The 13,244-nt window shown below is 38.6% G+C and carries 12 protein-coding genes; 4 read left to right on the top strand and 8 right to left on the bottom strand.

Translation table 11 applies throughout. From position 1 onward, the window contains the following. Positions 1–7 precede the first annotated feature (7 nt). Positions 8–376, top strand: coding sequence for a hypothetical protein (locus B1NLA3E_RS23155; RefSeq protein ID WP_015592326.1), 369 nt, complete (start codon positions 8–10; stop codon positions 374–376). A gap of 294 nt (positions 377–670) precedes the next feature. Here B1NLA3E_RS23155 and rlmD read toward each other — a convergent pair whose 3' ends face one another. The 3 genes from rlmD to pdaA form a co-directional block, all read right to left on the bottom strand. Beyond that, positions 671–2,053 (bottom strand): 23S rRNA (uracil(1939)-C(5))-methyltransferase RlmD, encoded by a 1,383-nt coding sequence (gene rlmD / locus B1NLA3E_RS02670; RefSeq protein WP_041580242.1) that lies wholly within the window; start codon positions 2,051–2,053, stop codon positions 671–673. 18 nt (positions 2,054–2,071) lie between these two features. Then, on the bottom strand, positions 2,072–2,938 hold the full coding sequence (locus tag B1NLA3E_RS02665) for a DNA-3-methyladenine glycosylase family protein (protein ID WP_015592324.1): 867 nt from the start codon (positions 2,936–2,938) through the stop codon (positions 2,072–2,074). Positions 2,939–3,053: 115 nt separating this feature from the next. Then, positions 3,054–3,854, bottom strand: coding sequence for a delta-lactam-biosynthetic de-N-acetylase (pdaA, locus tag B1NLA3E_RS02660; RefSeq protein WP_015592323.1), 801 nt, complete (start codon positions 3,852–3,854; stop codon positions 3,054–3,056). A 139-nt stretch (positions 3,855–3,993) separates the two neighbouring features. Here pdaA and B1NLA3E_RS02655 point away from each other — a divergent pair, with 139 nt between their 5' ends. Continuing rightward, complete coding sequence (locus B1NLA3E_RS02655; RefSeq protein ID WP_041580241.1) at positions 3,994–4,302, top strand: hypothetical protein; 309 nt, start codon at positions 3,994–3,996, stop codon at positions 4,300–4,302. 44 nt (positions 4,303–4,346) lie between these two features. Here B1NLA3E_RS02655 and B1NLA3E_RS02650 read toward each other — a convergent pair whose 3' ends face one another. The 5 genes from B1NLA3E_RS02650 to cax form a co-directional block, all read right to left on the bottom strand. Continuing rightward, on the bottom strand, positions 4,347–5,900 hold the full coding sequence (locus B1NLA3E_RS02650) for a fumarate hydratase (protein ID WP_015592321.1): 1,554 nt from the start codon (positions 5,898–5,900) through the stop codon (positions 4,347–4,349). Between the two features lie 303 nt (positions 5,901–6,203). Then, positions 6,204–6,389 (bottom strand): SE1561 family protein, encoded by a 186-nt coding sequence (locus tag B1NLA3E_RS02645; RefSeq protein WP_015592320.1) that lies wholly within the window; start codon positions 6,387–6,389, stop codon positions 6,204–6,206. A 124-nt stretch (positions 6,390–6,513) separates the two neighbouring features. Next, positions 6,514–7,143: a nucleotidyltransferase family protein gene (locus B1NLA3E_RS02640; protein ID WP_015592319.1), complete on the bottom strand. Its 630-nt coding sequence runs from the start codon at positions 7,141–7,143 to the stop codon at positions 6,514–6,516. A gap of 166 nt (positions 7,144–7,309) precedes the next feature. Further along, on the bottom strand, positions 7,310–8,131 hold the full coding sequence (locus B1NLA3E_RS02635; protein ID WP_041580240.1) for a YfkD famly protein: 822 nt from the start codon (positions 8,129–8,131) through the stop codon (positions 7,310–7,312). A 377-nt stretch (positions 8,132–8,508) separates the two neighbouring features. Next, on the bottom strand, positions 8,509–9,567 hold the full coding sequence (gene cax, locus B1NLA3E_RS02630; protein ID WP_015592317.1) for a calcium/proton exchanger: 1,059 nt from the start codon (positions 9,565–9,567) through the stop codon (positions 8,509–8,511). 153 nt (positions 9,568–9,720) lie between these two features. Here cax and B1NLA3E_RS02625 point away from each other — a divergent pair, with 153 nt between their 5' ends. Both B1NLA3E_RS02625 and B1NLA3E_RS02620 read left to right on the top strand, forming a co-directional pair. Beyond that, positions 9,721–10,896 (top strand): MFS transporter, encoded by a 1,176-nt coding sequence (locus B1NLA3E_RS02625; protein WP_015592316.1) that lies wholly within the window; start codon positions 9,721–9,723, stop codon positions 10,894–10,896. A gap of 244 nt (positions 10,897–11,140) precedes the next feature. Further along, positions 11,141–13,039, top strand: a complete 1,899-nt coding sequence (locus B1NLA3E_RS02620; RefSeq protein ID WP_442852654.1) for a heavy metal translocating P-type ATPase — start codon at positions 11,141–11,143, stop codon at positions 13,037–13,039. Positions 13,040–13,244 lie beyond the last annotated feature (205 nt).

The raw sequence follows: 13,244 nt of genomic DNA, 5'->3' as shown, positions 1-13,244 counted from the left end.
CAAAAAGTTGGAATATGTAAATCTCTTCACTGAGAATGTCATTACTAAAGATGAACTGGTTGAATACCGAGAATTAACGGACAACAAGGTTACAGCACTTCAAATTAAAAAGACTCAGTTGGATGAAAAACTGAAGGATTGTGTTGAAAAAAATTACGCCATTAATATTGGCAACAAGCTAAAAGAAGCACTGAATCTAAATGACTTAACTCCGACAATTCTTCATTCACTGGTTGAAAAGATTACTTGTAATCATGATGGCACTGTCCACATCCAATACAGCTTTGTTAATCCGTTACAAGTGTACATCGATTTTAAACTCTTCCGATTCCCCCCCCTTCAAAACCGCATTCCTTCGTTTCTTCAGTTGGAATAAAGTTTTCCGAAATCCCGCTCCCCCCCTTTTTCTCTTCAAAATCTCACGTTTCCCCCCGCTTTTTCTCGCCTTTTTTTCACGCTTTTTCTCAATATCGAATAAAGTTTTCAGAGACCGCAAAAAGCAGAAAGGCAGACCCCGCAAGGGGTTGCCCTGTTTTTCTCACGCTTTTTTACGAAATCTTTTTTCTCACTGGGAGGAGAAATCGGAAAGGTTTATTGTGTAGGGATAGTGAGATTATTTGTTAGTTACACAAGACACGTAAAAAGGCAACGCCCCAGAAGGGCAGTTGCCTTATTTTAAAATGAGTTGCGAGATACACTCCACATGACTCGTATGTGGGAACATATCAACCGGCTGAATATACTCTACCTTAAATTTAGAACTTAACACCTGAATATCCTTTGCCAATGTTGATGGATTACATGACACGTACACTACTTTCTTCGGCTCTGCTGATAATATTGTCTCTAGCAGCTGATTGTCCAGTCCTGTTCTTGGTGGGTCGACGATGATGACATCGGGTTTCCAGCCCTTTTTGATCCATTTTGGCAGGACCTCTTGGACTTTTCCTGGGACGTATTTTGTGTTGGTGAACCCGTGGCGCTTGGCATTTTTCTTAGCATCTTCGATCGATTCAGGAATGATGTCCATTCCTCGGACTTCTCCTGCCTGATCTGCTAACCAAAGTCCAATCGTACCAACACCACAATAAGCATCGACGACTTTTTCTGTACCTGTTAATGCTGCTGCTTTTTTTACTTCATTATACAGTTTCACTGTTTGCACAGGGTTTAATTGAAAGAACGTCCTTGCTGACAGCTCAAACGATAAGTCACCGAGGGTCTCTTGGATAAATTCCTCCCCATCTAAAGCGACCGTTTCTTCTCCAAAAATAAGCGATGTCTTTGCACCGTTAATGTTTTGCATTATAGACTTTACATCAGGAAGGCGATCAATAATTATTTCGATAATCTGATCTTTTTTTGGCAACTCTGGTTGCGTCGTAATTAACACTATTTGTAGTTCACCAGAGTGCACGCCGACTCTTGAAACAATCGTTCTAACGATCCCTTTTCGCGTCTTTTCATTATAAATAGAAATCTGTAAATCCTGTAATATTTTCTTAACCGTTTCCGTTGCTTTATTCGTTTGCGGATGCTGCACTGCACAATTCTGAATGTCAATGAGCTGATGTGAATTCAATCCGTATAGTCCCGCAAGCACCTTGCCTCTTGCATCCAATCCTACCTGGAATTGACTTTTATTTCGATAGCCCCATGGATTTTCCATCCCAATTGTTTCATTTATCGTTAATTCCCCAACAGGTATTTTCGTATGGCGCTCTAGTGACTGAATAATAATATCGCGTTTTTCTTTTAATTGTTGTTCATAACTTAGGTGTTGAAGCTGGCAGCCTCCGCATTCATCATAAACGGGGCATACTGGTTGAACCCGATGCTCTGAGGATTTACGGATCTTCTTAATCTTTGCCTCAGCAAATTTCGGATTAACCTTTGTCACCTCAACGACTACTTCTTCTCCAGGCAAGGCTCCAGGCACAAACACAACTTGTCTTTTAAAATAGCCGACTCCTTCTCCATTGATCCCTAATCGTTTAATTGTTAATGGAAAGGATTGTTTCTCAGTAATAGTAACGGTTTCTTGTTTTTGCATGATTTTCTTCACTCCATATTATTCGATACTTCGCCATAAATATAACGAGGCGTAGCTTAAGTACGGGTCCCAACCCAGTTTGAAGTTCTCCATCTCTTCTTCTGTCGGTTTTCGATCCAAATTGTATAGCTTCTTTAGTGCATTTTGAATGCCAATATCGGCAATTGGAAACAAATTCGGTCTCCCCAGCCCAAACATTAAGAAATTTTGTACGGTCCATGGTCCAACGCCACGTAATTTAACCAACTGTGCTAAAATTTCTTCATCTGACAGCTGCTTTATTTTTTCTAGATTAAGCTCTCCTTGAGCAATCGCCTTGCCAATCCCTATTACATACTCAGCTTTTCGACCGCTAAATTGCAACTCCCTCAGCTGTTCAACTTCTATGCCTGCAACAACCTCTGGTCGTGGATAAAACCAAACTCCATCTACCTCAAACCCAAATGTTTTTACAAATCTTGTTGAAAGCGTATGAGCAAAAGCCATATTTAATTGCTGATGAATAATGCATTTAAGTAGGCAGCCGTAGGGGTCAAAATCTAGGACAAGTGGCGTTCCATAATGCTCGGAAAACAAGTCTTTTAATTGTGTTTTTTGAAAATGGCGATGGACATCCTCAAGTGGAGTGTCCCATTGGAAGATTTCATTAACCTTTTTAACAGCTTGCTCTTTATTGATTATTTCTTTTCCACTCATGATAAAAGAAGGAGCGTCGGTGGTTCCTGTTGCTTTAACTACCACAACCCCTTGCTGTTCTTCAATAAATATTGGAACCTTTACAGACCGATCGTTAAGCGAAACCACATTGAGCGGGTCAATTGAAAGTCGTTCCAATACTCGGTCAAAATTATAGGGGCCACTTATTGCTATTTTTTCGTGCCACAAAATTTATTCCGCCCTTTTCATTTTTTCCGTATTATATCATCTTTTCCAAAAGAAAACCCGGAACCATTTCCGGGGCAAAATTAGCTTTATTTTTATAAAAAGGAAAACACTACACTTAGTATAGCATAGGTGACTCCATTGCATTGTCCATCATCAAATCATCCAAGCTTTTAAACGTGTAGCCCTGTTTTTTCAAATCCTTAATCACTTTTTCTAATGCATCTGCATTATCTTTTGAGACAGTGTGTAACAAAATAATCCCGCCCGGGTGAACTTGGCGCATAATGTTATTGTAAGAATACCGCCAACCTTTTTGGTCGTTTGTATACCAATCAATAAAGGCAATTGACCAGAACACATGAGTGTAACCCTGTTTTTTAGCTAAAGCCAAAGTTCGTTCACTAAACGTCCCTCGAGGTGGTCGTAAATACACCATATTTTTTTGACCTGTTAACGTTTTAGTTTTTACACGGACCTTTTCCAATTCTTCTGTAAATCTCTCCTCGCTGACTTTCGATAAATCTGGATGATGCCATGAATGGTTTCCAACTATATGTCCTTCTTTTACCATCCGTTTGACAAGATCCGGGGCACTATTCAAGTAGTGTCCAGTGACAAAGAAGGTCGCTGGTGCCTTTTCTTTTTTTAATACATTCAAGATTTTTTCTGTATAGCCATTTTCGTATCCATTATCAAAGGTTAAATACAAAACCTTTTTTTGGGGGTCGCCTTTATAGGCTGCTCCATACCTGTCGAGAAGTCCTTCTAATTTTTCCCCTGCATCTACAGGCTGTCCGTTTGATGACTTTTTAAATCCCCAGTGAAGTGAGGATGTGTTGATTTTTGCATGTGCAGTTGCAGAAATTGAGATAACGAGGAAAAGCAAGATACTCAAACTTCGAACGATCCATTTCATTATTTATCCTCCAACATATTTTTCATTATTGTTTGTTAAAAGGATAAAAGAATTCAATGTTTAAATAGACATTCACAACCAATCGAAAGGTAAAATATGTAATAATTAGTTGAGGTCGAAAATCTTGGGGGCGCTTATAGTGAATGATTCATATTTAAGGGAGTTACGTAACATTAGGATTACACTGATTATATTAACGATAATTATCACTTTGAACTCTGGGAATCATACTGTGACTGTTGATCAAAACGATGGTTCCAATGTTCTGCCACAATTCAATTCTTCAACCATGGTTCCTTTAGAAAATGGGCACTTTGGAATTTTAACTGGTGACACCCAAATCGGTGATAGTGAAGTGTTAAAAATCTTTTATTATGATCAAGAGAAAAATGATGTAATTTTTAAAAAGGAAATACCTTTGAGCCAAATTACAGAACAAGGGTTTTAAATATGTAAAAGACCAGAATGCATGTGCATTCTGGTCTTAAGAAATTATTTAAAAACTTTTTCTTTGAATTGCGATAATTTTTCTAAAGAGGACCGGTCAATATCACGGTGAAGGCTGTTTCCATGAGAATCCATGGTCACGACAGCGGTAAATCCTTCAACTTTTAAATGCCACATTGCCTCTGGGAGACCAAATTGCATTAGATCTACACCCTCAACAGATTTGATGCAATCTGCATAATATTGTGCTGCTCCACCAATAGCGTTCAAATAAACCCCGCCATGTTCATTTAGAGCTGCAAGAGTTTTTGGACCCATTCCACCTTTTCCAATTACAGCCCGGATACCAAAGCGTTTCATGACATCACCTTGGTAAGGCTCTTCACGAATACTTGTTGTTGGTCCTGCTGCCTTTACGTGCCAAGTTCCTTCTTCATCTTTTAGCATAACTGGTCCACAGTGGTAAATGATTTGTCCATTTAAATCCACTGGAGCATCATCACGTTCAGATAGGTATTTATGGATTGCGTCACGGCCAGTGTACATTAAACCGTTTATTTTAACGACGTCGCCAACCTTTAAGGAACGAATTTGTTCTTCTGAGACTGGTGCTTGAAGCGTTACTATTTTGCTGTCTGATGCTGAAGCCGCTGCAGTTTCTTTTTCTGCTTCCGTTTCAGCAAACTCAATTTTTTCGCCTTCTTGATACAACCATTCGTTAATGACGCCCGTTTCAGAGTTTACTTTCACACCTAGACGACGGTATGCCCAACAGTTATAAGCGACTGATACAAAGAAACTTGCTGGAAGACGGTTATATGCTCCAATTTTACAACCCAATAGCGTTGTTTCTCCACCGAAGCCCATGGTACCAATTCCTAATTCATTGGCTTTATCCATCACATATTCTTCTAGCTTACGTAAATCTTCATTTGGATTCACATCTTCAACACTACGGAAAAGCTGTAATTTGGCAAGCTCGTAACCTGAAGTGCGGTCGCCGCCGATTCCAACTCCGATAAATCCAGCGCTACAGCCCTGTCCTTGTGCTTGGTATACTGAGTGAAGGATGCATTTACGAATTCCGTCTAAGTCACGGCCAGCACGTCCAAGACCTTCAATTTCAGCTGGAAGGCTGTACTGGATGTTTTTATTTTCACAACCGCCACCTTTTAAAATAAGGCGCGCATCTATGTAATCCTTTTCCCATTGTTCAAACTTAATGACTGGAGTTCCTTCGCCTAAATTATCTCCAGTATTATCCCCTGTTAATGAGTCAACAGAGTTTGAACGAAGCTTTCCGTCTTTTGTCGCTTGGGCAATTGCTGCTTTGATAGCTTTTGACATTTCGATTTGATTTGCACCAACTGGAGTTTTAATTTTAAAAGTTGGCATCCCTGTGTCTTGGCAAATTGGCGATACATTTGTATCAGCCATTTTGATGTTCTTTGTAATTGTTGCCAAACTCATTGCAGAAGTCGTTCCCGCATTTTCCCGTTCTTTTGCAGCTAAAACAGCGCGACGAACGTCCTTTGGCAGGTTTGTTGAAGTTTCAACGATTAGCTGGTACATACTTTCTTGAAATTTTTCGATATTCATTTGGCATCCCCTTCCCCATTGTTACCTATATTTTTGCTCAAGTTTGAATATTTTCATTATTTCTCACAACTTCTATTATACTCTGAGAGCGTTAGGTTGAAAAGTCATAGACAATATTGTTGAGAACAGTTAATTTTTTTCAATAAAAGGCTGTGGCACAATGTTGATTGGAGTGGAAGGCTCGAGACTCCTGCGGGAGCAGTGGGACAGGTGAGACCCCGCGGAAAGCGAAGCGCCTGGAACGGAAATAACATTCTAGTTTAACAAAGCCCAATAAAAAAAAGCCAGATGGGTATCTGGCTTTTAATCTTCTCGATTATTAAATTCGCGGCATTTTGATTCTAGATCATCAATAAAAGAAATGAGACGATCAATATCCTCTAAATCTGCATCCTCTGGATCAATGGCATCTAATACATCTAGGAACATATTTAAGCGGTGCTTTAAAAAGTCTACTTGAGTGTTTTTTTCATTGATTTTGCTACCCAAAGTATTCACTCCTTTCAGTTTCGATACCATCCTATCGAAAATTCAGGAATTTGGCAATGCATTTCTCTAATATCCTGAATCAATGGTCTCAGTATTCCCTTGAATGGGGGAAAATAAAATGAAATCAAAAAGGTCCCCTATATCTTTTCGCTATCAGGTACTCTTCAGGAGTATCGATATCAAATCCATATATTTGTTTGTCAAAATTAATGATCTTCAAATATTTGCGGTATTTTTTAATAATAGATTTCCCTCCTTTATCCCCTTCAAGAAAATTAAATTCAGGAAATAACGAAACATCAAACAAAATAGGATGCCCCTCCATGTTCTTATATTTTGGACGTATTATTGTGTATTGCGGTCTAACTCCTAATTCATGATATTTATTGACCATCTTCATGACCACCTCTTTTGTGACGAAAGGTTGATCTGCAAGAAAAATCATTATTGCTTCAACTTGATCGTTAACAAACTGAACACCCAATCGGAGTGAGGTTCCCATCCCTTCTCGAAAACATTCATTTTTCAAAATGATAACATTTGGGTAATTCACGAGGTATTTTTCGTACTCTCCCTCGTTTTCCCCGATGACTAAAATGATTGGTTCTAGCCCGCATTCTGAGGCTAAAGAGACCGCATGAATGAACAGTGGAACACCATTAAGCAGTAGAAATTGTTTTGATGTGTTCATTCGTTTTGAAAGTCCTGCAGCCAGTATTACAGCACCAATTTTCCGGGTATTTTTTCCATCCATAATAGCCACCCAATCCAAATAAAGTTTTTCTGTAATTTTGAATCATATCGTCATTTCTTCATCAAATACTTTAATTTCATTGTAGCCTACTGAATCCAATAAGGGACCTAGATGTTTTTCTTTTCCAGATAACAAAAAAAACGCCAAAGATTGGCGTTTTTCCGCATTAGCGTGGTCGTTCAGAAACAGCAAAGCCAAAAGATACATGATCTTGGATTGGAATCCATGCTCCAACACCTTGTGAAGTTACGTTTTTAATGATGATTACTTTCTTATTACCTTTTAAAGTTAGATAAACCTCACCATATGTAACTTTTCCCTTTTCATTTACTGCTGGTGCATAGGAATACAAATATCCTAGACGATTTGCTGGAATGTTATAAATTTGATCATTTTTTGTACCAAGTCCAATCACAGTTTCAAATGCCAATGGTAGGTTTGTTTTTTGCATCGCTTTTAACAGCATCATTTTTTTCACATCTTCTGAATTTGGGATTTTCGCTGTCAGTCCACCGCGAACAAGCTTTTGTGCCTCTTGAACGTAATGGATTTGATATAACGTATTTGTGCCACGATTATCAAAATAATTTGTGTTAATCCTTTGATATTCCCAATTGGGTGCAGTTTCAGTTGATTCATAATTTAATGGCCACTGCCCTAAGTAAATAATCGCTCGGTATCCTAGAGCAAACGGTGTGCTGTTAATCGATGATTCATTCAACATTCTTATTAGATCTGGGTTTTCAACTTTTACCCTTGAAGATTCGAGTAGTTTCTTGGTTAGTTCACTTGGTTGTAATTGAGGCATATCCTGGGTTGGATTTGGATATGTATTCTCCTTGGCAATGTTCTTCACTGAATTTGGAACATGATATTTTTCTACTTTTGGTTGTACCGTCTTCTTTTGCCCCTGCTCTGCAAAAGTAGAAGGTAAGAAAGAAAGCATAAAAAGAAAACAAAGCACACAAATAGATAATAATTTTCTCATAATGTCAAACTCACTCACTTCCTATCATTATTAATGATAGTTTTTTCGGAGTCCGCAAATATTATCCATCGATTCCGCCAATAACAAAAAAATAACATTTAATCATTTCAATTATATCTTATCTATTGGCTCTGTTAACCTAGGTTGTTGATTTCCGTTCCAGGTGCTTGCTTTCCGCGGGGCGGGTGGTGAGCCTCCTCGTCGTTACGCCTGCGGGGTCTCACCTGTCCCGCTGCTCCCGCAGGAGTCGAGCACCTTCAACTCCAATCAACACTGTGAAAAAATCAACATTGAGCTTTAACACAGCCCCTATCTATTAAGAACAAAAAGGGTTTGAAACAGCATCAATTTTGCCATTTCAAACCACTAAGCTTTCTTTATAACAAATAAAAACCTATCCCCATAATAACGTATGCTGCAAGTAACGTTGCTCCTTCAAACCAGTTTGTTTCCCCGTCATTGGAAATTATCACCATTAACATAACTGCTGAGACCATAGCAACTAACTCTGGTAACGTGAAAACTAGTGGCATAGCCGTTGGGAAAAAGAGGGAAGCCAGCACAAGCACGGGTGCAACAAACATGGCTACCTGTAAAGTGGAACCAACGGCAATTTCAACCGCAATATCCATTTTATTTTTAAACGCCATTAGCACCGCTGATGCATGTTCAGCTGCATTTCCAACAATAGCAACGATAATGATCCCGATAAATAATTCTGTCCAACCAAACGAATGGGCAACAGTCTCAAAAGTATGGACAAGGTTTTCCGATACATAGGCAACTGCAACAGTTGCCAGCGCCAAGATAGTCATGGCTTTCTTTTTGCTCCACTCTGGTTCTTCTTCTTCATGGCGTAATTCAGATTCACCAGGCTGATAAACCCCACGGTGAGTAACGAGCTTAAAAAATAAAGCGGACAAATATAGCAAGATTAAAATGACTGAGATACCAACACTCAGGGTTACAATTTTACTTTCACTCATTTCCATGGAAAACACTTCTGGAATAACGAACGCAACAAAGACGGCAAACATTAATAATCCTGAATTGTGTCTAGCATCAAAAACATTAAATTGTTGACGTTTAAACTTTATTCCGCCAATAAAAAAGGACAGACCTGCAACCAATAGTAAGTTTCCTAGTACCGAACCAGTTAATGAAGCAAGTACAACTCCTACTAGTCCAGCTTTTAAAGCAAAGATTGAGATGATCAATTCCACTGCATTCCCAAATGTAGCATTTAATAATCCGCCAATACGCGGTCCAGTTACTATCGCCAAGCTTTCTGTTGCTCTTCCCATAAAACTTGCTAAAGCGATAATCGTTAAACAATAAATAACAAACAACATAATACTTGACCAATGCATCAAAGTCCCAATAATTGAAAGGGGGACACCAATGAGAACGCCTAAAAAGAATATTTTGTTTACCATTTCTAATTCTCCTTTTTAAAACCACTAATTTCCTCTTGTTATTTTGAGATTACACTATTTCTTTTCATTGTGGAATAAAAAAGCGATTTTCCTTGCAAAGCTTTGACAATGCCGTTACCATCATAGGAAAAAATATGTTATGGAGAAATAATAATGGATGAAAAACAGCGATTGCGTTTTTGGGTACTGATAGGGATTGTCGCCATTTCGGGATATTCACAAGGAATGCTTCTTCCGCTTATTGCAATTATATTTGAAAAAGACGGATTATCATCAACTTTAAATGGATTCCACGCAACTGGGTTGTACATAGGAGTCCTTTTTATCTCTCCTTTTATGGAAAGCTCTTTAAGGAGATTCGGGTATAAACCAGTTATTTTAATTGGTGGTATATCTGTTGTGATTTCAATCGCGTTATTCCCTATTTGGAAGTCATTTTGGTTTTGGTTTATTCTTCGTTTAATCATTGGAATCGGAGACCATATGCTTCATTTTGGAACACAGACTTGGATTACATCGTTTTCACCAGCCCACAGACGAGGTCGGAATATATCATTATATGGATTGTTTTTTGGACTTGGATTTGCAGCTGGACCTCTGATGACCAGACTGGTTGAAGTCAATGAATCTTTGCCTTTTTTTCTCTCCTCCCTTTTCAGTCTTGTGGCTTGGAGCACTTTATTACTGTTAAAAAACGATTTTCCTGAAAAGACAGTTGAAACCAATTCCTTCTTCAGTTCCTTTAAAAGATTTGGTCAAGTATGTAAATATGCATGGGTGGCTTTTCTCCCCCCATTTGGATATGGGTTTATGGAAACTTCGCTTAATGGAAATTTCCCTGTATACGCCCTAAGGAATGGAATTGATATTAGTGCGGTTTCGATTATTTTACCCTCTTTTGCTTTTGGCAGTATTATTTTTCAATTACCGCTGGGAATATTGAGTGATAAATATGGTCGAAAAAATATATTATTAGCAGTCATGATTTCAGGGTTTGGTTGTTTTACCGTTGCAGGTCTACTCCATCATTCTGTTATTGGACTAACCATCAGCTTTTTTATTGCCGGAATGCTGGTTGGATCTACATTCTCACTTGGAATTAGTTTTATGGCAGATATTCTGCCAAAGGAGCTTTTGCCTGCTGGAAATTTAATGTGTGGCATTTTTTATAGCATTGGCAGTATCAGCGGTCCTTTTATCGGTGGAATGGCGATTCAATTTTTGCCACCAAGCAGTTTTTTCTATGTTATCAGCTTTATGTTATTACTCATTTTTATAGCAATCGCAGGATTCCAACCACAAAGATCCTGGCAAACAAACCGTTCTTAATTTATGGAACCAGCGTTTAGGCAAAATTCTTTTCAGCCCCTCCTGTTCGTGATACACTAATTATGAACATTATGTGAACGAATAAATTTGTGTGTTTGTCTGCTGTCATCTCTGGATGGCAGCTTTCGTCATTTTATAAGGATATTGATTGTGATTATTCTTCTCAATTATCAGAAAAGTGCAAACACTGAGTTAGGAAGTTATTAAACAGGAGGGGATTCCCATAAATACAGAAGTAAAAACGATTAGTAAAGTTGAACCTTCACAGAATATTACGTTTGTCGCTAAAATACTACCACATGCAGAATTAACTGCCGCAGTTATTTGCGGAGTGTTAATTGCCACAGGCTGGGTTTTAAAGCACTTTGATACATCTTCCGCTTCAATAGCAGCTTATCTTTTAGCGTTTATCATTGGTGGATTTGCCAAAGCAAAACAGGGAATTGAATCGACGATTGAAAATAAAGAATTAAATGTGGAAATGTTGATGGTTTTTGCAGCAATTGGTTCTGCCATTATTGGCTATTGGACCGAAGGCGCAATGCTTATCTTTATTTTCGCTTTAAGCGGTGCCTTAGAAACTTACACCATGAATAAAAGCCGTAAGGAAATTTCTTCGTTAATGAAGCTTCAACCTGAAGAAGCTTTACGGATAAAAAATGGTATCGAAGATAGAGTTCATGTCTCTGAGCTAGTAATCGGGGACTTAATATTAATAAAACCTGGTGAGCGCGTTCCTTCAGATGGAAAAATCGCCAAAGGTCAAACAACAATTGACGAGGCTACGATTACTGGAGAAGCAATGCCAGTAACTAAAGGTTTAAACAACGACGTGTTTGCTGGAACGGTCAATTTAACCGGATCGATAAATGTTACCGTCACAAAGTCTAATGAAGAAACCTTGTTTCATAAAATTATTGAATTGGTTCAATCAGCTCAAAGCGAAAAGTCCCCGTCACAACTCTTTATTGAACAGTTTGAAGGAAGGTACGTCAAGGTCGTTCTTGCCATTGTGGTCCTAATGATGTTCGTTCCCCATTTCTTATTGAACTGGACCTGGACGGAAACCTTTTATCGAGCCATGATTTTACTTGTTGTTGCATCCCCATGTGCCCTTGTTGCCTCAATTATGCCCGCTTCACTATCGGCAATATCCAATGGCGCAAAACATGGAATTTTATTTAAGGGGGGCGTCCATCTAGAAAACCTCGGACATTTAAAAGCCATCGCCTTAGATAAGACAGGGACTTTAACAAAGGGGAAGCCAGAAGTAACAAATTTTATTGTAAAAGGTGGACTACCAAGGGAAGATCTTCTCCACAAGGTAGGGTCAATCGAAAACCACTCTAACCATCCTTTAGCGCAAGCAATCGTAAAATACGTTAAAGACACGTTAAAGCTGGATTTATTGCATCCCGATTATGTAGAAGACGTTGCAGGATGGGGAATTAAAGCATCCGTTGAAAATGAAATATGGAGAATTGGGAAAGCAGACTTTGTCGGAAAAACCGAAGCAGAGTCGTTTGCCTCAGGTGCAGCCAAAACTTTAGCCAGTGAAGGAAAAACAATTGTTTTTATTCAGATTGATGATGAATTATCAGCGATGATTGCCCTTAAAGATGTTGTTAGAGATGAAACAAAGTTTGCGATTGACACCCTTAAATCAAAAGGGATTCACACGATCATGTTAACCGGGGACAGCGAAAAAACAGCTCAGGCAATTGCTACTGAGAGCCATGTTGATGATTATTTTGCAGAGTGCTTACCTGAAATAAAGGTTAACCATTTAAAGAAGTTGAAAAATCAATATGGCTCCGTTGCAATGGTTGGGGATGGTATTAACGATGCCCCTGCACTTGCAACAGCGACAGTCGGAATTGCAATGGGGGAAGGAACAGACGTTGCTTTAGAAACAGCCGATATCGTCCTAATGAAAAATGATTTACCTAAAATTGCTGAAGCCATTAACCTTTCGCAACGAATGAACAAAATTGTCAAACAGAATGTGGTGTTTTCAATCTCGATTATTATGCTTCTTATCGTTTCTAATTTCTTTCAGATACTTGATTTACCATTAGGGGTTATTGGCCATGAGGGGAGTACGATTTTAGTCATTTTGAATAGCTTGAGATTATTAAAATAAGATCTATCCAGCGAGTTTAATTAATAGACGGGAAGCATATGCAATGCTTCCCGTTCAGATTGTCGAGAAGGGTATTTTTCTCGGCAATTTATCATTTTATCAGAACATTAAATGCTGATTTTTAATATGAGATTGTCTATGCTAACGGACCTGTTGATTTCCGCTCCAGGGGGCAGATCAAATAAAGAATCACAACACTTCATCT

This window comes from Bacillus sp. 1NLA3E, assembly GCF_000242895.2.
GTDB lineage: Bacteria > Bacillota > Bacilli > Bacillales > Cytobacillaceae > Bacillus_BU.
Note: the sequence above shows the minus strand (reverse complement) of the source record. Positions and strands in the feature narration are given on the sequence as shown.